General features: G+C 33.5%; 17 protein-coding genes. 10 read left to right on the top strand and 7 right to left on the bottom strand.

The window, feature by feature from the left end; all coding sequences use genetic code 11:
- Positions 1-50: 50 nt before the first annotated feature.
- The 3 genes from AOY20_RS12125 to AOY20_RS12115 are packed head-to-tail and all read right to left on the bottom strand — an operon-like array spanning position 51 to position 3219.
- Entirely contained in the window at positions 51-782 is a 732-nt protein-coding gene (locus AOY20_RS12125; RefSeq protein WP_054582105.1) for an ABC transporter ATP-binding protein, read from the bottom strand.
- The gene (locus AOY20_RS12120; RefSeq protein ID WP_054582104.1) at positions 775-1998 is read right to left on the bottom strand and encodes an ABC transporter permease; all 1224 of its coding nucleotides are present in this window, start codon (positions 1996-1998) and stop codon (positions 775-777) included. Before AOY20_RS12120 ends, AOY20_RS12125 begins: the two co-directional genes overlap by 8 nt.
- Before the next feature lie 48 nt (positions 1999-2046).
- On the bottom strand, positions 2047-3219 hold the full coding sequence (locus AOY20_RS12115) for an efflux RND transporter periplasmic adaptor subunit (RefSeq protein WP_054582103.1): 1173 nt from the start codon (positions 3217-3219) through the stop codon (positions 2047-2049).
- A gap of 280 nt (positions 3220-3499) precedes the next feature.
- Here AOY20_RS12115 and AOY20_RS12110 point away from each other — a divergent pair, with 280 nt between their 5' ends.
- From AOY20_RS12110 to AOY20_RS12100, 3 genes are all read left to right on the top strand, one after another.
- Positions 3500-3754, top strand: a complete 255-nt coding sequence (locus AOY20_RS12110) for a TIGR03643 family protein (RefSeq protein ID WP_257720071.1) — start codon at positions 3500-3502, stop codon at positions 3752-3754.
- 432 nt (positions 3755-4186) lie between these two features.
- Positions 4187-4969, top strand: coding sequence for a MipA/OmpV family protein (locus tag AOY20_RS12105; RefSeq protein WP_054582101.1), 783 nt, complete (start codon positions 4187-4189; stop codon positions 4967-4969).
- 413 nt (positions 4970-5382) lie between these two features.
- Positions 5383-5931, top strand: a complete 549-nt coding sequence (locus AOY20_RS12100) for a putative adhesin (protein WP_054582100.1) — start codon at positions 5383-5385, stop codon at positions 5929-5931.
- 105 nt (positions 5932-6036) lie between these two features.
- Here the strand turns inward: AOY20_RS12100 and AOY20_RS12095 are convergent, their stop codons facing one another.
- On the bottom strand, positions 6037-7953 hold the full coding sequence (locus AOY20_RS12095) for an acyltransferase family protein (RefSeq protein ID WP_054582099.1): 1917 nt from the start codon (positions 7951-7953) through the stop codon (positions 6037-6039).
- 413 nt (positions 7954-8366) lie between these two features.
- Here AOY20_RS12095 and AOY20_RS12090 point away from each other — a divergent pair, with 413 nt between their 5' ends.
- On the top strand, positions 8367-9575 hold the full coding sequence (locus AOY20_RS12090; RefSeq protein ID WP_054582098.1) for an MFS transporter: 1209 nt from the start codon (positions 8367-8369) through the stop codon (positions 9573-9575).
- A 111-nt stretch (positions 9576-9686) separates the two neighbouring features.
- Here the strand turns inward: AOY20_RS12090 and metK are convergent, their stop codons facing one another.
- Positions 9687-10853, bottom strand: a complete 1167-nt coding sequence (gene metK / locus AOY20_RS12085; protein WP_054582097.1) for a methionine adenosyltransferase — start codon at positions 10851-10853, stop codon at positions 9687-9689.
- 525 nt (positions 10854-11378) lie between these two features.
- Between metK and tkt the strand changes: the two genes are divergently transcribed.
- Entirely contained in the window at positions 11379-13367 is a 1989-nt protein-coding gene (gene tkt / locus AOY20_RS12080; protein WP_054582096.1) for a transketolase, read from the top strand.
- Between the two features lie 238 nt (positions 13368-13605).
- Entirely contained in the window at positions 13606-13821 is a 216-nt protein-coding gene (locus AOY20_RS12075) for a hypothetical protein (protein ID WP_054582095.1), read from the top strand.
- A gap of 23 nt (positions 13822-13844) precedes the next feature.
- Here the strand turns inward: AOY20_RS12075 and AOY20_RS12070 are convergent, their stop codons facing one another.
- Both AOY20_RS12070 and AOY20_RS12065 read right to left on the bottom strand, forming a co-directional pair.
- On the bottom strand, positions 13845-14312 hold the full coding sequence (locus tag AOY20_RS12070) for a BLUF domain-containing protein (RefSeq protein WP_054582094.1): 468 nt from the start codon (positions 14310-14312) through the stop codon (positions 13845-13847).
- 55 nt (positions 14313-14367) lie between these two features.
- Entirely contained in the window at positions 14368-14640 is a 273-nt protein-coding gene (locus AOY20_RS12065; RefSeq protein WP_054582093.1) for a hypothetical protein, read from the bottom strand.
- Positions 14641-15020: 380 nt separating this feature from the next.
- Between AOY20_RS12065 and AOY20_RS12060 the strand changes: the two genes are divergently transcribed.
- The 4 genes from AOY20_RS12060 (at position 15021) to AOY20_RS12045 (ending at position 21136) form a co-directional block, all read left to right on the top strand.
- Entirely contained in the window at positions 15021-15377 is a 357-nt protein-coding gene (locus AOY20_RS12060; RefSeq protein ID WP_054582092.1) for a hypothetical protein, read from the top strand.
- Positions 15378-15485: 108 nt separating this feature from the next.
- On the top strand, positions 15486-18947 hold the full coding sequence (mfd, locus tag AOY20_RS12055; protein WP_054582091.1) for a transcription-repair coupling factor: 3462 nt from the start codon (positions 15486-15488) through the stop codon (positions 18945-18947).
- Positions 18948-19173: 226 nt separating this feature from the next.
- Complete coding sequence (locus AOY20_RS12050; protein WP_054582090.1) at positions 19174-19608, top strand: HIT domain-containing protein; 435 nt, start codon at positions 19174-19176, stop codon at positions 19606-19608.
- 49 nt (positions 19609-19657) lie between these two features.
- Positions 19658-21136 (top strand): adenylate/guanylate cyclase domain-containing protein, encoded by a 1479-nt coding sequence (locus AOY20_RS12045; RefSeq protein ID WP_054582089.1) that lies wholly within the window; start codon positions 19658-19660, stop codon positions 21134-21136.
- Positions 21137-21195: the final 59 nt, after the last annotated feature.

Genomic DNA, 21195 nt, shown 5'->3' with positions numbered 1-21195 from the left:
GAGTATAGTTTGATTTTTTCATCGGTCTTGCGAAGCAATGCTTTCTCATTTTAGAAAGTTGGGACTCCGATCAACCCGGTACGGTTCATGTCACTTTCTATACGACCATCGACAAGTGTAATGGTTCGGTCACAATTTACAGATAACCGGGGATCATGTGTTACAAATAACACAGCACTACCTAATTCTCGATTAACTTTACGAAATAATTCAAAAATATCTAACGCTGTTTGAGTATCTAAATTTCCAGTAGGCTCATCAGCTAATAGCAAAGCTGGTTCAGTGATGAGTGCTCTTGCAATAGCGACACGTTGTTGTTGTCCACCAGATAATTCACTTGGTTTTCGCTTTGAAAGATTTTCTAATCCAACTGCATGGAGCAAATCATATGCTTTTTGTTTAGCTTGCTGATTTGGTCGTCCATGTACCATTATTAAAGGCATAAGTACATTTTCAAACACTGTAAATGCTTGAATTAAATGATGAAATTGAAAAACAAAACCAATACTATTTCCACGTAATTTTGTCCGTTCAGCATCGTCCATTATACTAGTTGCTTGATTAAGCAAGTATAGTTCTCCGCTAGTTGGGGTATCTAATAAACCTAATATATTAAGCAATGTACTTTTTCCTGAACCCGAAGGTCCAATTAAAGCTGCAAAGTCATTACGATGAATAGAAAAATTAATGCCGTGTAAAATTTCTACTTCATTAGCCTGTCCAATATTATAAGACTTACGAAGTGCCTCTAAACGTAGAACTTCATTTAATGATTCAGACATGGCGAATAGCCTCCACGGGATTTAATGTAGCAGCTCGCCGAGCAGGGAAAACAGCAGCTAAAACCCCTGTAAATGTTGCAAGAGATAAGGTGATGATAATCAGCTGAATTGAAATGGGAATATAAAATAGCCCTGGTCCAAAGTTATTAAAAATCCATACTAATAAATAACTTGCAGCACTTCCTGTAATGGAGCCTAGTAAACCAAAAATTGCACCTTGAAATAAAAAAATACGTAAAATTTGAGACTGTGTTGCTCCAGTTGCTCGGAGAATGCCAATTTCTCTTGTACGTTGAACAACGCTGACAGATAAAACACTTGAAATTCCAAATGCGACAGAGATTGCGACAAAAAGAATAATCATATTTGTTGAAAGACTTTGGGCTGAAAGTGCATTCATGAGTTGAGAATTTGTTTTAATCCAACTTTCAGCTTGTAATGCTGTTAATCCTCCTATTTGTGTTGCAATGTTTTCTGCCTCAAAAATATCATTTACAGTTAAGTCAATTACAGTAATTCCACCAGGTAAATTTAATAAAGATTGTGCTTGTTTCAAATCCATATAAACATAACGCGCATCTAATTCACGTACACCAAATTCAAAAATTCCCGCAATATTGACTAATGTACTATTTTGTTGCCCTGTATCTAACCGAATTTTACTACCAACTTGTACACCTAAATCTTTAGCAAGTTGAGAACCAATAAGAACATTATCGGGACTAATGCTGAGTTGACCGCTAATCATATAATTTTGAAGAGGGATGATTTTTTGATAACGATCAGGATTCATCCCAACTAAAACCACAGAATCTTGGGCTTCACCTCGTTTAGCAAAAGCTGGACCAGATACTATGGGTGATACTGCTGTAAGGAATGGGGATTGATCTAATAAGTCCGTAACTTGTTGCCAATTATTTATAGAGCGTAAGCGTTGTGCACGTTTATCTTCTTGTATTAGTTGAATTGTATCTGCTGATGGTGGAAAAATTAGATTAGAATCATCAGGTGATAATAAGCGTATATGTGCTTGTGTACCTAAGGTGCGTTCAATGGTATTGGATTGTAATCCTTGCATTAATGCTGTAATAAATACAATTACAGCAACACCGACAGTAACACCTATTGTAATCATCAATGACTGTATACGACCTTCGCGTAAAAAACTAACAGCGATGTTCCATTCAACAAAAAGTCGTTCTAATAAAATTTTCAAGCAGAATTCACCATAAGTTCATTTGGTAGAAAGTGTACATATCATAATTTACATGAGTGGCGATTGCAGATCTAAGCGAACACGTGTGCCATCGGCTAAATTTTTGGATGCATTTGTTAAAACATGGTCACCTGATTTTAAACCACTTAGTATCTCTGTCATTCCCAATCCACGTAAACCTAATGTCACATTTTGGTGTATAATTTTTCCATCACGTACAACTAATACTGTTGCGTTATTGCCTTGTATATTGTCTAAACTATCATTAGAAATAACGAGTGCTTTCTCTCGTTTTCCTGTTTCAATATTTACTGATACAGTCATATCTTGACGTAAGAAATTGGGTGCAGTATTTACTGCTAATCTCACTTCTACAGTACCTCGTTCTGAATCAATACTTGGTGCAATAAAATTAATTGTGGCAGGGAAAGGTTTATCAGGATAAGCATCTGCAATGATTATTGCCTTTTGTGATAATGTGAGTTTTGGTAGATTGCGTTCATCAAGTTGTACTTGTATTTCAGTATCACCATCTAATGCTATATTGAATAAAGCACGTCCAGGTTGAACTAAATCCCCTGGTTCAACATCACGGGTTAAAACAATTCCAGTTACTTCTGAGCGTATCTTTGTTTTTGCCAATTGAGCTTTTAAAGTAGCGAGTTGTTCGGTTAATTTGATTTCTTCAACTTTACCTGGTGATGATGCTTCTGCCTTTAAACGTGCTGCTTCAAAATTATTAACCGCTTGAGTTTCAGCTTGTATTGCTTGTTCTATTTCTTCAGAAGAGAAAATACCTTGTCCTGCAGTACGTCTACGATTAGCCTCACGTCGTGCTTGGTCAAGTTGTGCTTTTGCATTGGCTAAGTCAATTTTAGCTTGAGGAAATTTATTTGTTGAAAGTTCTTTTAATTCAGCTTCAGCTTGACGTACTTGAGCAGCCAACTCATCTGCTTTTAATGTGATAAGAAGATCGCCTCGTGATACTCGATCACCTTCTTTAACTAAACGATCTATGACAACTCCTGTGATTTCACTGCCTATTTGAGTGCGAGAAACGCTAACTACTTTACCTGTTGCAACTACAGTTTGGACGAGCGGGCGCGCTTCAACGGTGAATCCTGTTACAATAGGACCTTGCCACCAACGGAATACAGCAAAACTAATGATGAGTATAAGTAATATACTGATAATTCCAAACTTATAGCGGGCAAAGCGCAATGCATATCTCCAATTTAAAAAATGCTACACTATTATAGAAAAATAATGAAAATAAAATATGAATAAAGTTTATTTTTAGGTAAAAGAAAGTATTACATTGTTGCATAAAAGAATATAGCATTGGATTAAATAATATTGGGTTTTATAATCGCGTAAAGTATCAATTTATTTTGAAAACCTTATTGTGTAATTGCAGTGATCATTTTAAAGTATTGTCATGCTGAAGCATTTAGTCATTTAAATTGAATAGATCACTTATGGAAATTGTATAGTGTTAAGTATTGAAAATAGTATAGATGCGGATAAATCTCGAATTATTGAAATGGCATGGGAAGATCGTACACCATTTGAAGCAATTCATCGTGAATACGGCTTAAATGAATCTGCTGTTATACAATTGATGCGTCAAAATTTAAAATCTAGTAGTTTTAAATTGTGGCGTAAACGAATGACAGGGCGTAAAACGAAGCATTTACAGTTGCGTGAACCGAGTATTAATAGAGCATATTGTAGTCGTCAGTATAAGCATAATTAGCCTCCAATATGAGTTGATTCACTTTATTCTAAAATTGAGCTATAACTTTAAATTGATTTATAAGTCCTGACATTTTGTTGGGATTTTTCATAAAAATTTATATTTATGAAGCAATTTTATCGCATATCGAACTTGCGAAATTTTGTATTAATTTACCCTTTAAATGCTAAATATTTAATAATAAGACACGAGGTTGATTTTTTATCTAAAAACTAAGAATACTTATTTCTTATGAGATGAGTGAAGGCTATGAATGATTAAAATTTATTTTCTGAGAATTAAGTGAGAAGAATAAATGATATCAATAATTTTATCTGATATTAAAAAAACTAATTTATTTTAAAATATTAGCAACAATTTATTATATCTATAACATTATTAAGTGTGTTAAATAAAGATCTGAAAATATCAGATGAATATATGGAACACAAATTGCTAAAAAACATTATGTTGTCATCGTTATGCTGTATGCCTTGCGCTACATTTGCTACTGAAAACAATGGTGATAGTAAGTTAAAAGGTCTTAGTCTTGGTATTGGTGCTGTAGTCAGTAGTGATGTCTATGTTGGTGAAAAAAAAGAAGCTACAGTAATTCCTGCAATTTCATATGAAGGTGAACATTTTTTTGTTCGAGGTTTGTATGCGGGAACTGACTTGTATAAAAGTAAATGGATAACTTTAAATGCTATTGGCAGTGTTAACTTAATGCATTTAGATGTTGATAAATTAAGGGAGTCTGATTTAGCAAAACATAATTTGTCAAAGTCACAATTAGAAGATCGTGATCGTAGTTTAGATTTGGGTCTAGAGGCACTCATTCGATTACCTTATGGTATTTTGTCTTTACAAGCTGTGAATGATGTAACAGGTGCAAGTAAAGCTGCTGAAATGAGAATAAACTACCAATATTTTTGGAGAATAAATAATCAACTTTCATTTGTGCCAAATGCTGGATTTGACTGGATGACAAGTAAACGATCGAATTATTATTATGGTGTTTTTGATTCAGAAGTTGCTATGGGTGTGCCAGCATATAAACCTGATCAAGTTGTTGTACCGCATATATCATTAGGAGCTAATTATTCTTTTAGTGATAACATACGCTTAACAGGTGTTGTATCACATAAATTTTTCCCAAATAAAGTATATGATAGTCCAATTATCGACAGCAAATCATCCAGTAGCTTATTGGTCGCTGTAGCATACAAATTTTAAAGTAGCCTATTAGTGAATAATATAAAGCCTTGCTTTTGATAAGTAAGGCTTTTTTTAGAAATGAGCACTCATTTTTCCAATCTTGAATATATAAAGCATACCTACCCCAAATCGCAGATAAGAATTTTGTTTTAAAAGCACGCAATAAAAGTAATTTTCTGCATATTTTATAGACTTTTTAAAACAAAATATGAGCTTTCTTTAGCTTGAAATCATAAAGATTCCTCAAGATCAATGATTATATTTCCTTAAGCCGGATTCAGTTTAACTAATATAATTTACGGTTTTTAATTCTAATTTTATGTTGTCTGTATTGAAAAAATAGATGCTTGTATTATGTTATTTTTGATATAATTATTCATTAGTAATTCTAATAAATAAAGACGATCTATAAGGATAAAAGGCTATATATTATGACAAAAGCTAAAAAAGCACATATCTATACAGTTTCAGGGCATGGTCAGCAAATCAAGCAAAGGAGTTTTATTGTTCCTGAAAACGTATATATTCATTTTTGGACTGAAGCTGGTGAATCATTAAATGATGACTTAGCATCAAGGATAGAGCGTAATCCGGTATTGTATCTAGATCAAGCAATATATACGGTTAGACCTGGTGAGTTTTGTCCAGAGCATGTTTTATATGACTTGGATGGATTGGCTAAAGGATATTCTTGGCAAAATAATGTCACAGAAATAGTTACCCATCATACAAAAAATGATGCATTAAAAAATCAGAAATGCATAAGACTTTCTTCGATAATTTCAACATTAAGATTGACACCACAGGAGCCTATACATATGTATTGGCTTGCTTGCCGAAATTATGTTGCACTTTCACATATAAATGATTCATGTATAGAAGATAAAAATACGATTAAACATTTTAGTATGACAGCATACGAAGTTTATGAGCCTACAATATTAGGACGAATACGTACATTTCTGAGTCGAAAATTTTAAAATTTCGAAGTGCTTTATTGTGAAATATTTTTGATGATGTAGTAGTACGTTATTATGAATGAAAAAGCCGATATCGAATGATATCGGCTTTTTATATTTCATTAGCTATTCTAATATTTTTTCAAACATTGGAATAAGTAATTTGTTGCCGTATTCACTTAAATGATCACCATCTTTGTAGATTGGGCGACCATTATATTCTGAAATACATTCACCAGATTTGCATAAAATATTGATAGGGTCTAGAACAGTTGCTCCACATTTTGATGCTGTTTTTTCAATAATTTGACGAATCTGATTTGTCCTTTGCTCATAACTATTTAGTGAAATAGTTGTTGGTAAGTTTTTATGATTAAAGATATTTTGCATAATCCTTTTAGGTGCATTAAAACCTAATTCAGGAATTGGCTGAACAATATATGTTGGATTTGATTGAGAAACTGCACATAAAGTCGTCTCTAAATTTTGTTCAAATAAATTAAATTGTTTTTGTTGTGAAGGATTTATATCATTACCAAAATATAGTAGTGGTTTAGCACCTGAGCTAGGGATTCTCTCAGGATCATTTTCTCCAATCAGATAGCTTGGATATCTACCAACTAAAACAATTGGAGTGTTTTGATATTTTTTTGACTCAATTAAATCTAAGCGCTTTTCATTAATTTCAGGACAAATACTATCTTTTTTATAGAATTTTGCATTTAAAATGAAAGGGCAGGCTGAGTTTGATAAGGAAAGAACTCCCTGTTGATTTAAGTTAAAAATAGAAGCTAAGGAGGTTGTGAGCGAGTCAGAGTGACTATCACCAATAATAATGGCTTTAATTTGTGAAGAGTTACCAATAGGGCATGGATTAAAATTGCGAACATCACATTTATACGGATTTGAATTTGACATTTCCTTATTTGCAATTTGTGCTTGTTCTGGCAATCTAGATTCAACACCCTTCATTTTTTTGATGGAATAACCGCAAGCTAAAATAATTAAGAAAATATAAAATGGAATAACTTTATAAATCTCTTTCCAAGATGCATAGCGAGGGAAGTTAATTTTTTCAATGAAATGGTAGCTTAAGAAACCTAAGAAAATTGAAAGAGGTATGCCATACATCCACCAATTAGTAAATGCAAAATAGAATCCTAGAACAACTAAAGGCCAATGCCATACATAAATTGAATATGACCATTTTCCAATAGAATTAAAGATAGGGTTGTTAATGAGAATATTATTTTGCTGATTGCTTATAATTATTAAATATGCGCCAAGTGTTGGAATAAGGGCCATATAGCCAGGCCAAAGTGTATAGTTCGACATTAAAAAATACGAAGCAATAATGAGGATTAATCCTATACATTGAGTGCTCATTAATACGGATTTGTTTTTTAATGACCATGGATAAAGAAATGCAAGTCCACCAAGAAGCATTTCCCAAGCACGTGTTGTTAAAAGAAAGTAGGCTGTTTTAGTGTCCTTGTATGTTGCATAAATACAATAGATAAAACTTGCTAAAAATAAACCAATTACTATTCGCTTAAGATTTGAAAAATTTAGATATTTTTTGAGTATGATAATAATAATTGGGAAAAAGATATAAAATTGCCATTCAACAGATAAAGACCATGTGTGTAATAGCCATTTTGTATGTTCTGATGTATCAAAATATCCACCACCTTTTGCGAAGAGAAGATTTGATGTAAAGCTAGCACTTTTGGTAACTTGTTCACCTAGACTGCTGTAATCAGGAGGAATTAAAAAGTACCAGCCAAAAACAAGTAACACAGCAGACATTGCGGCTAAAACTGGAATAATGCGATTGGCACGAGCATTGTAAAATTTGAAAAGATTGAAAGAGTTTTTCGCTACACTACTAAAAATAATAGAGGTCATTAAGAAGCCTGAAATGACAAAGAAAACATCAACTCCTGCAAACCCACCTTCTAGCCATCTAGGATTAAAGTGAAAAATAACAACCGCAAGAACAGCGATAGCACGTAATCCATTGATATCGTATCTAAATTGCATAAAAAATTGTAATGATTAAATTTCGTATATTCTATACGAAATTATCAGATTGATGCTTGAAAAGTAACTTATTTTCAAAAAGTGAGAACTTTTTTGATATTTTTATTAACTAGGGGCTATTGATATTTCATAATGATAATTAAATAAAAATACATGCTAAGGCAATTGAATTTTCATAGTTCTATTTTAGCTTATTGTAACGAGTGACATTTTCTCAAATCTAAGATATAGCAAATAGTAAAACTAGATTTGGTGAGTCAATTTAACTCATTTTATATCAGTAATTACCTTGGTTTTGCTTTTTGAGTTAAAAATACTTTTTATATATGAATTTATAAGTTATTAAGTATAAATACTAATGATTTCGTATAGTAGGATAAAGTTAACTAAAAAAGCTAATTATAGAAGACAGGATGTCAAAGATTTCTAAACAAGATATTTGGATTATTTTAGCAGGCTACTTAGCAGCAATAAATGTTGGGAAGCTTGCACCAATTATTCCTATTTTACAAAATGAACTGGATATTAGTTTTGCTCAAGCAGGTCTTTCATTGTCATTAATACAAGGTGCAGGCATGTTATTTGCACTTTGTATTGGTGCTTTTTCAGAAAGAATTGGTTTAAAGCTCTGTCTAATAGTGGGCTTAATTATACTAGGCATAAGTAGTATTGCTGGTTATTTTATTAACACTGTTTTTTCTTTATATTTATTTCGTTTTGGGGAAGGTATTGGTTATTTATGTATCACAATTTGTGCACCAGCAATATTAAAACGAATAAGTACATCGCAAAGTTTAAACTTTAAACTCGGATTATGGAGCTCATATATGGGGGGTGGGGTTGGTTTTGCCATCTTAACTATTCCACTATTGCTAGATTATATGACATGGCAAGAATTATGGGTGATCTTAGGCTGTGTTAGTTTTTTTATTGCAGCAATGATTCAATGGTGTGTAACGTTAAAGGAAGAAATTAGCATCTCTCAACAAAATTCGTCATTTTTAAATATTTTAAAGATAACGCTCACACATCCACCTGTTTTGTGTTTGGCTATTATTTTTTCATGTTATGCAGGCCAATGGACAACCTTGGTAGGCTTATTACCTAGTATGTATGTTAATGATGGATTAAGTCTAAAAACAGCAGGTATGCTCGTTTCCGTAGTTGTACTTGCTAATTTGGTTGGAACATTTAGTGGTGGGAGTCTATTACAGCGTGGTATTTCTCCTTCTAGATTATTAAACTTTAGTTTAATCAGTGTGTTGGTCGCAAATATTATTGCTTTTTCTACGACTAAATGGTTGAGTTTTGAATTTAAATACATCAGTGCTATTTTATCCTCTCTCCTTGGAGGGCTTATTCCTACGACAATTTTTGCAATTACTATTCAGTATGCACCTCGTTTAAATGCGATTGCAGCAAGTGTGGGGCTAGTGATACAAGTATCTGCTTGTGCTCAACTTTTGATTGTTCCACTTAGTGCATTTGTGGTTACAAAAACTCAAGATTGGTCTAGTCTTGCAATTATTAGCTCATGCTTATGCTTATTAGGTTTAATGATGGTTTATTTTTTATTTCAGAATTATTCATCTAAATATAACAAAATGAACACATCACTTTGAATAATATAAATTGGGTTTAAAAGCTTAAATATTTACAACTTGATTTATTATTTATTGCAATTGAGCTATAAAAAAGCCCACATATGAATGTGGGCTTTTTTATAATGGAAATTATAGTCCAGCAGATGCTCTAAGTGCTTCAGCTTTGTCTGTTTTTTCCCATGTAAATGCAGTATCAGAACCTTCACGGCCGAAATGACCATAAGATGCTGTTTGTTGATACATTGGCTGAATGAGATCTAACATACGTGTAATACCATATGGACGTAAGTCAAAGTGTTCACGAACAAGAGCAATGATTAAATCTTCAGATACTTTAGCAGTATTAAATGTGTTAATTGAAATAGATGTTGGCTCAGCAACACCAATTGCATAGGAAACTTGAATTTCACATTTATCAGCAAGACCAGCGGCAACGATGTTTTTAGCAACATAGCGACCAGCATATGCAGCAGAACGGTCAACTTTTGATGGATCTTTACCAGAGAATGCACCACCGCCATGACGTGCCATACCACCATAAGTATCTACAATGATTTTACGACCAGTTAAACCACAGTCACCTACAGGACCACCAATCACAAACATCCCAGTTGGGTTGATGTGGAATTTAGTGTCTGCATGGAACATTTCAGCAGGAATGATCTTTTTAACAATTTCTTCAATTACAGCTTCTTTTAAATCTGCTTGAGAAATTTCTGGATCATGTTGTGTAGAAAGAACAACAGCATCTAGGCGAACAGGTTTGCCATTTTCATAAGCAAAAGTTACTTGGCTTTTAGCATCTGGGCGTAACCATGGTAAAGAACCATTACGACGTAACTCTGCTTGTTTTTCCATTAAGCGATGAGCATATGAAATAGGGGCAGGCATAAGAACGTCAGTTTCGCGACTTGCATAACCAAACATTAAGCCTTGGTCACCGGCACCTTGATCTTCTGGTTTTTGGCGATCAACACCTTGAGCAATTTCGGGAGATTGCTTACCAATCATATTAATGACAGCACAAGTTGAGCCATCAAAACCTAAATCTGAATGGTGATAACCAATACCATTTACGGTTTGGCGCACAATTGCTTCAAAGTCAACATTTGCAGTTGTTGTGATTTCACCAGCAAGTACAACCGCACCAGTTTTTACAAGCGTTTCACATGCAACACGCGCATATGGGTCTTCTTTTAAGATAGCATCCAAAATAGCATCACTAATTTGATCAGCCATTTTATCTGGATGGCCTTCGCTTACAGATTCTGAAGTAAATACAGCGTACTCGCGCATAAGTCCTATCACAGTTAATTTATAGACGCGTTATGTTACATCGACTTTAATCTTAGAACTAGTCAATAAGGATTAAATTGGCTGAATTTATTTCAGTTTTGAAACTTTTTATTTGATATATTCATCTAAAAAATTGATAAGTGAAAATAAAGTTGTATTTTTAAGCAAAAGTGAATGCAGATGAAATTATCTTCTTATAGATATTTTAAATAAATTAATTGGTTTTAATTCAGCTAAATTGGTTATAACAAAAAAGGGGCATTCTTTTAGTTTTTAATTTAGATGAAATTAAAAGCTAAAAGAATTTAATATTTGAAAATGAGAATCATTTGTTTGGATGTTGGCTGTATATAAATTTGTTTCTGTAATGAGTTGTATCATCTTATGTGTAGTTTAATGTGAAATAATTGGGAAATATTAATTTCAAGGCTTTACCGAACCCCATTTTTTTAAGACAATATGTATTTGATGTGAATCTATATTCATCTTCTTCATCTTCTCAACAAATTTATTGGACTTTGATTTATGACAACCCCGCTTAATGAACGTCGTGTTGCAAACGCAATTCGTGTGTTGGCAATGGATGCTGTGCAAAAAGCAAATTCAGGTCATCCAGGTGCACCAATGGGGATGGCAGACATCGCTGATGTTGTTTGGCGTGAATTTTTAAACCATAACCCAAGTAATCCACAATGGGCGAATCGTGACCGTTTTGTATTGTCTAATGGTCATGGTTCTATGTTGCAATACGCATTGCTTCATTTAACGGGTTATGATCTTTCAATTGAAGATCTTAAATCATTCCGTCAATTACATTCAAAAACACCTGGTCATCCAGAATTAGGTTATGCACCAGGTATTGAAACTACAACTGGTCCATTAGGTCAGGGTATTGCTAATGCAGTAGGTTTTGCTTTAGCTGAAAAAACATTAGCTGCTCAATTTAATAAAGATGATATTACTGTCGTTGATCACTTTACTTATTGTTTCCTGGGTGATGGTTGTTTAATGGAGGGTGTTTCTCATGAAGCATGTTCATTAGCAGGTACACTAGGACTGGGTAAACTTGTTGCTTATTATGATGATAATGGCATTTCAATTGATGGTGAAGTTGAAGGTTGGTTCTCAGATGATACAGAACAACGTTTCCATGCTTACGGCTGGCAAGTTCTTAAAGTAGATGGTCATGATGCGAATGCTATTCGTGAAGCGACTATTGCTGCAAAATTGGAAACAACTAAACCAACTTTAATTATCTGTAAAACAGTAATTGGTTTGGGTTCCCCGAATAAACAAGGTAAAGAAGATTGTCATGGTGCACCATTAGGTCATGACGAAATTTCTTTAACTCGTAAAGCTTTAGGTTGGGCTGAAGAAGCATTTGAAATTCCTGCTGATATTTATAAAGCTTGGGATGCAAAAGAGAAAGGTGCTAAATCTGAAGCTGCTTGGAATGAAACATTTGCTGCATACGCTGCGAAATATCCAACTGAAGCAGCTGAGCTTAAACGTCGTTTAACTGGCGCATTACCAGAAACTTTTGCAGCAGATGCAGATGCGTATATTGCTGACGTAAATGCAAAAGCGGAAACAATTGCAACACGTAAAGCAAGCCAAAATGCAATTCAAGCATTTGCACCATTATTACCTGAAATTTTAGGTGGTTCTGCTGACTTGGCTGGTTCTAACTTAACACTTTGGAAAGGTGCTCAAGGTGTTCAAGAGAATCCAGCTGGTAACTATGTACATTATGGTGTACGTGAATTTGGTATGACGGCAATTGCAAATGGTGTAGCGCTTCACGGTGGCTTTATTCCTTATGTTGCAACATTCCTAATGTTTATGGAATATGCACGTAATGCAGTTCGTATGTCTGCATTAATGAAGCAGCGTGTAATTCATGTATATACACATGACTCTATTGGTCTTGGTGAAGATGGTCCAACACATCAACCAATCGAGCAAATTGCATCTTTACGTGGCACACCTAATTTAAATACATGGCGCCCATGTGATACTGTAGAAGCAGCAATTTCTTGGAAATCTGCACTTTTACGTTCAGAAGGCCCATCTGCATTAATTTTCTCTCGTCAAAACTTACCGTTCCAAGCACGTACTGATGCACAAATTGCAGATGTTGCGAAAGGTGGTTATGTACTTGCGAAAGAAAAAGGCGAATTGAAAGCAATCATCATTGCGACTGGTTCTGAAGTAGCTTTGGCGATGGAAGCTTATGCTCAACTTGATGGTGTGCGTGTTGTTTCTATGCCATGTGCTGAAGAGTTTATGAAGCAAGATGCAGCTTATCGTGAAGCTGTTCTTCCAACGAATATTCGTGCGCGTGTTGCTGTGGAAGCTGCTCATGTAGATTATTGGTGGAAATTTGTTGGTTTAGATGGTCGTGTTATTGGTATGACGACTTATGGTGAATCAGCACCAGCAAAAGACTTGTTCCAACATTTTGGAATTACAACTGAAGCAGTTGTTGCAGCGGTAAAAGAAATTACAGCTTAATTTTATTTAAGTTTAAAAAAAGAGCATTCTAAATGAATGCTCTTTTTTATTATTTTGTTTTAAGAGTTAAGCAAAAAATACAGAAAATAAGATTATTTATTATTAAAATTAAATAAATTTTATTTTATTATTAAAATTTACTTGTGGTATTTAAAGTTAATTACATTAGGTATATAGTGTGCCCATTCATTTAATGTTCATACAAAAGTAAATGTTTGTATTGTGAGTTGAGGTTATTATGAGCTTATATGATCAAATTAATGAAGAAGTCATCTTGATGGATGCTGGTGAACAAAAGTGGATCGGACAAGATTTACCTTTGGAAAGTATGGTTGCAGTAGAGTTATTGTTGCAAGATATGCAAGAAGATAAAATCATTAAAATTCGACGAAAAAACCATGAGAAAAGCACGGGTCTAAAGCAGATTGATCGTATTTTAATAGAAAAGCTCTAAATATTTAGAGCTTTTTTATTGAATTAAAAATAGTGTGAAAAAATACGGTTTTTATCACTTAAGTCTGAATAAAAAAGTTGTTCCCTTTCAGTGTAGAGTAGATCAAGAGTTTGGTCTAATTGTTTGAAGTCTAGCTGTTCTGGCACAAAACTTCCAAAATTTAGTTTTTTAAAAAATGATTTAATAGGATTTGATGATTCAACATATTTCATTGTCCAATTTTCAAATTTAATAGATTTAATTTGATCTATTTTTAACAAAGTGACATTTTGGTGACGATTATCTTTTAAAATACTATCATATAGGTCTCTGACAGTATTATTTTCTCCCTCTAAGCATTGAAAGAAAGAACCATCGGCATAATATAAAACACCACAAATATGATGCTGTTGATTAAACCGTCGGGCAACAACTAAGATATCTCTGATATCTTCAACAAGTGTAAACTGACCTTGTTTGTATTTGCTGCTGTAACATAACCGTATTAGCATAATTTCCCCTTAAGTTTATATTATTCGAGGTTCTTTCTTCTTATTTCTAATTTATTTAGTGAACTAAATAATTACTGCACCAATTAATGAAATCCGATTTATGTAAAAAATTGGGAGCAGAGTTGAGATCCAAATTCATAATATTTCCACCATGATATTGAATTTGTAAACAATTATCGTCATTAAAGTTAATGATAGACCCTCGATCGTTGTGATAAGCAGAAATAAATGTACGGACTCTATCAAAATTTGTTTTTGCAAGAATTTCTGGATACTCAGCAATAAAGTTATAAATTTGCTCGAGTTCTATCATCTTAATCGTGTTCATTATATAACCCCTTTTTATGTCATTGTTTTATTGAAAAATATACTTTTATGTAAACGAAGATAATAGGAGAAATCCTACAACTGATTAAATTTTAACCTAATTTTAATTAACTTATTGTTATTTAAGTATAATATTTTTTTTAAGTGATTGTTTTAAAACAGATCAATTTAGTTGGTTTAATTTAATTGTTTTTTAAATCAGTTTGTTATAATAAAACTGATTAAATTTTAATTGGTATTCACTTTTGTCATTTTATGTTTCAATTTATGTGTAATCTTTAATAAATGTGCTTTATGTCGAAATGTATTAAATGTTTAATTTGAACATTTAATGCAAAATGTGAATAAAATAGTTTGTTTTATATGAATTTGGATACAGTAATGTTACAGAAGCTTAAGAAATTATTTCCAGAAAGCCAAAAGCAATTGGAACAAAAATTTCTAGATGAAAATGGGATCCAATATGATCAGCAATTAGGTTATATTATTGATGGTGTAATAATGAATGAGTTATCAGCTCGTTTGGAATATTTTACGAATAGAAGAATGACAAGTTTTAATGATTTAAAAGCATTATATTTAAATGCAATCATTATTAATGAGAAAATAGATCTAGAAATAGCAAACAATAGATTTATTGAGCGACTAGGGAATACGAAAGAAAATCTTTTACAATTCAAGGAACAAGTTAAAAGGTTAAATGAATATTATCGACAATTTTTGAGAGATAAAAGATAGCTGGCTTTTGTGTGAAGAAAAATAATATTACTTTTTTTAATGACACATTTGGCAAAGTAAAACGTATGCTATGATTTAAATGTTTTTTTCGACTTTAAAGCCATATCAATGTTTCAAGAAGAAATTTCTAAGTTAGATCTAGATCGATTAAAAGCTGGTGAAAAACGCTGGATTGGTAATTTACAAGGTTCAGCGGCTGCTTTACTTTTTAAGGAAATCAGTGAGCATTCAAAAAAGCTCTTTGTTATTGTTGCTAGGAATAATCAGCATTTAAGTCAATTAGAAAGTGAATTTGAATTTTATGGTTTAAAGCCGACCATTTTCCCTGATTGGGAGATTCTTCCATATGATCGCTTATCTCCACATCAAGACATTGTGTCAGAGCGTTTAGCAATACTTTCAAATATACCTCAAAATGGCGTTTTATTAGTTTCAGCATCAACAATAGCTCAGCGTGTGGCACCTGTTTCTTGGGTATTAGGTGAACATTTTGATATACAGGTCGGTCAAAAATTTGCATTAGAACAACAAAAACAACGATTAATTCAAGCAGGATACCATTTAGTCGATACAGTTTATGATCATGGTGAATTTGCTGTTCGTGGTAGTATTGTAGATATTTATGCTTCAGGACAGCAAGCACCAATCCGTATAGATTTATTTGATGATGAAGTTGAAACTTTAAAATTTTTTGATCCAGAAACTCAAAGGACAATAGAGCCTTTAAATCATTTTAAAGTGTTACCAGCAAAAGAATTTCCATTAAAAGAAGGGCGTTCAGTATTTCGTAATCGTTATGCTGATATGTTTCCAACAGCAAATCCGAAAAAAAATTCAATTTATCAGGATGTTTTAGATGGAATTGCATCACCAGGAATAGAGTTTTATTTGCCTCTATTTTTTGAAGAGGATGCAATGGAAAGTCAGAGCTCTTTATTTTCGTACTTACCAAATCATTCCATTGTAATTACAGATAGGCACTTAGACGATGAATTGGCAAGTTATTGGAAAGAAATTCAAAGAAGATATGAAGATAGACGCCATAATATTGATCAGCCATTATTAGCTCCAGAATATTTATTTATCCCACCAAATTCTGTTCTAGAGAAATTAAATCAATTTGGTCGCTGTATTTCATCATCACAAATATTTGATGAAAAGGCAGGTGTATTAAATGTCGTTACAGAAGCTCCACCTCGTTTAGCTGTAGAACCAAAACAAGAACAGCCTTTTTCTGCAGTTAAAGATTATATTGATACAGCAAATTTTCCTGTGCTTCTAGTTGCTGAAAGCGCGGGTCGTAGAGAAACATTACGTGATGTTTTAAGAGCAAGTTTAGGTGAGATTCCAATTGTAGAAAATTTTCAAAATTTTTTACAATCATCATATTCAATTGCAATTACAAATGCACCTTTAGATCGTGGATTAGTACTTCTTGATAAGTTAAGTGTTATTTCAGAAAACCAGTTATATGAACATCGTGTTGTACAACGTCGTCGGAAACGTCAGCAAGAGGTTTCTGAAGAGTTCTTAATTCGAAGTTTAACTGAGCTTAGTATTGGTGCACCTGTTGTACATATTGATTATGGTGTTGGTCGCTATGCGGGATTAATTACATTAAGTATTGATGATCAAGATCATGAATTTCTTCAGTTAGATTATGCCGATGCTGCAAAAGTATATGTTCCTGTAACTAACTTACATTTAATTAGTCGTTATAGTGGTGGAGATCCTGATTTAGCACCATTACATAAGTTGGGAACTGATGTATGGAGCAAAGCAAAACGAAAAGCTTTAGAGCAAATTCATGATGTTGCTGCAGAGTTATTGCATATTCAAGCACGCAGACAAGCAAAGCCAGGATTCGGTTTTGAAATAGATGAAAAGCTGTATATGCAATTTGCGTCTGGATTCGCTTATGAAGAAACTTTGGATCAGGCCAATGCTATTGAAGCAACTTTATATGATATGCAAAAAGCAAAACCAATGGACCGTTTGGTGTGTGGTGATGTTGGTTTTGGTAAAACTGAAGTTGCAATGCGAGCAGCATTTGTAGCTGTACAAAATAATAAACAAGTTGCTGTTCTTGTGCCAACAACATTATTAGCGCAGCAACATTATGAATCATTTAAAGATCGCTTCGCAGATTGGCCTATACGTATAGAAGTTTTATCTCGGTTTGGTTCTTCAAAATCTCATACAAAAATCATTGAAGATCTTGTTGATGGTAAGGTAGATATTGTGATTGGTACGCATAAAATTTTACAAGAAAATATACAGTTTAAAAACTTAGGATTAATGATTGTAGATGAAGAACACCGTTTTGGTGTGCGAGATAAAGAGCGTATCAAAGCAATGCGTGCTGATGTTGATATGTTGACATTAACAGCAACTCCGATACCTCGCACCTTAAATATGGCATTTAGTGGTATGCGTGATTTATCTATTATTGCAACACCACCAGCTCGTCGTTTGGCTGTTAAAACTTTTGTACAAGAGCAAACTGGTGATTCTGTAAAAGAGGCAATTTTGCGTGAGTTATTACGCGGTGGACAGGTTTATTTCTTGCATAATGAAGTTGAAACAATTGAACGTACAGCTGAGTCATTGCGCGAGTTAGTTCCTGAAGCTCGTGTTGCTGTTGCTCATGGGCAAATGCGTGAAAAAGAGTTAGAACAAGCCATGCAACAGTTTTACCATAAAGAATATAATGTTTTGGTTTGTTCAACAATTATTGAAACAGGTATTGATGTTCCTAATGCGAATACAATTATTATTGAACGAGCAGATAAATTGGGGCTTGCACAATTGCATCAATTGCGCGGTCGTGTAGGACGTTCGCATCATCAAGCATATGCATATTTACTTGTGCCTTCAATTAAAGGTTTAAAAGGCGATGCAGAAAAACGCTTAGATGCGATTACTCGAGCTTCAGCTTTAGGTGCAGGTTTTATGTTAGCAACTGAAGATTTGGAAATTCGTGGAGCAGGTGAGTTGTTGGGTGAGCAACAAAGTGGCTCTATGCAAGCAATTGGTTATAGTTTATATATGGAAATGCTTGAAAAAGCGACTAAAGCAATTCAAAAAGGAAAAACGCCAAATTTTGATGCACCATTGTCGTTAACTGCAGAAATTAATTTGCATATGCCTGCACTTATTCCAGATGACTATTTGGGTGATGTGCATCAGCGATTATTGTTTTATAAACGTATTAGTAATACAGACACACAAGAAAAACTAGATCATATTCGCATGGAATTAATCGATCGATTTGGTATACCTCCAGAACCTGTTAAACAGTTATTTGCGGTGCATCAAATTCGTTTGAAAGCAGAGCAATTGGGTATTACGAAAATTGATATTAGTTCTCATGGTGGTTATATTGAGTTTTCACCAGATACACCCGTGCAAGCTATGACTATTATTCAGATGATGCAAAAACAGCCAACCTATTTTAGAATGGATGGTGGTCAGCGCTTAAAAATCATGGTGATGTTAGAGGATTATCTGAAGAGAATTCAATTCATTAATGATATATTAGGTCAATTGCTGAAGGATATGCGTGCTTAAAGTGTGATATTCATTTTAGATTTTGTTATGAGACTGGTACTTATTTTTGTAAAAATATTCAAGAAACGCTTGATATTTTAATAAAAATTAATATACATGAATATATGATAGAGTTCATAACAAATCTTTATTTATTTGTACTGAAACACGTTATATAGAATATTCACACTCTTTGGGATGTGGTAGTATTAGCCATCATTCTAATTTTTACATCACTGATAAAGATATGTTTAGTTTGCATCCACAACTTGCTCAAGATACTTTTTATGTTGGCGACTTTCCATTGTCAACTTGTCGTTTAATGAATGATATGCAGTTCCCATGGCTCATTCTAGTTCCTCGTGTTGCTGGAATTACAGAGTTGTATGAACTTAGTCAAGCTGATCAAGAGCAATTTTTGCGCGAATCAAGTTGGTTGTCTAGTCAGCTTTCTCGTGTATTCCGTGCGGACAAAATGAACGTGGCTGCCTTGGGGAATATGGTTCCACAACTGCATTTTCATCATGTTGTTCGTTATCAGAATGATGTGGTTTGGCCAAAACCAGTATGGGGAACACCTGCTATACCTTATAGCAATGAAGTTCTTGCACATATGCGTCAAACATTAATGCTGGCGCTTCGTGGTCAAGGGGATATGCCTTTTGATTGGAGAATGGACTAAATTCAAAGCCATGAATTCATGGCTTTCTTAGTCTATTACAGAGGTAAAAATGGTATCATTTGGAAATTGGATTGATAGAGAACCTAGAAGGTTTGAATACCTTCATAGATTAGTTGCTTATTTAAGTTTAGCTCTTATTTTGGTTGTTTATCATTTCACTTCTGAAGGTAGTAATTATCAAGTTTATGTGCCGTTGTTATTGATAGCATTACTTTTAATTACGCCAAAAATATGTCGAATTATAGAATATAAATATAATAGAAATTTTAAAATTTACACACTCTTTTTAATCGATATTGCAGTAGTTGCAGTTTATTTATCAGCTGTTCATCTAAATTTAGTTTTAACATTGCTAATATTATTTGCTCTGCTTTATTCAATGATTCATGAAAAAATTCCGTTTTCTATAGCTTCGCTTGCTTGTTTATTTGGTGTAACGTTATTTTATCTGTGTAATATTTTTGTATTTGGTTTTGGTCGCTATTTTGAAATGGCGAGTGTTGAGCTCACAATCTTAGCCTTTTTGTGCATGATTTGTTATTTCGGTATGGGGAGTTTATATCAAGCTCGTCGAGTGCAAGTCGCGATTGGGCAACAAGAATATTATTATTCACAAATGCACCGATATATGGAGTTTTCGAATCAATTAAGTCGATATGCTCCTTTACAACTTTGGCAATCGATCATGAAAGGTGAGTCTGAAGCAAAAATTGAATATAAACGTAAAAAAATTACAGTATTCTTTTCAGATATTCAAGGGTTTACTGAGTTGTCAGAAACGCTTATTCCAGATGATTTAGCATTTTTACTCAACGATTATTTGAGTCATATGACTGAAATTGCAAAACAGTATGAAGGTACTGTAGATAAGTTTATGGGAGATGCAATTTTAGTGTTTTTTGGGGATCCTAATACTCAAGGTGTAGAGCAGGATGCAAAAACTTGTGTAGATATGGCCTTAGCAATGCGACAACAAATGAAATTGTTGCGTGAGAGATGGATGAAAATGGGTTATCCGCCATTGCATATTCGTATGGGGGTTAGTACTGGCTATTGTCACGTCGGAAACTATGGTACTGCACATCGTATGGCATATACAATTGTGGGGCATGATGTGAATTTGGCAGCTCGTTTGCAAAGTGCTGCAGAAGTAGATGAAATTTTAATTTCTGAAGATACATATAAATTTGTCAAAGATAGTTATATGTGTGCGCCACGTGAACCTATTGATTTAAAAGGTATTCAGGCACCTGTAAAAACTTGGCAAGTAATGGAAAAATATAAAGCTGAAAAAATGGAATATCAGCGTTGGTTTGATTATGAATATAAAGGTTTTAATTTACTTTTAAATTTAGATGAAGTTCAAAACTTTGAGTATTCGGAATTGATTACTGTCCTAGAAAAAATGATAGAGCGTATTAAGGCACAGCAAATGCTTACGAATGCACAGGGTATTGTAAAATTACGTCTTGAAGATGAAGTTATATTGGATGTAACTGAAGAGCCTAGGTTTAAAAAAGATGCATAATTCATGATTTATTGAAATATAAAAAACCACGCAATTGCGTGGTTTTTTATATTAAATAC

It is taken from the genome of Acinetobacter equi, assembly GCF_001307195.1.
Taxonomy (GTDB): Bacteria; Pseudomonadota; Gammaproteobacteria; order Pseudomonadales; family Moraxellaceae; genus Acinetobacter; species Acinetobacter equi.
The sequence above is the reverse complement of the archived record's forward strand: the minus strand, read 5'-3'. Positions and strand labels throughout refer to the sequence as shown.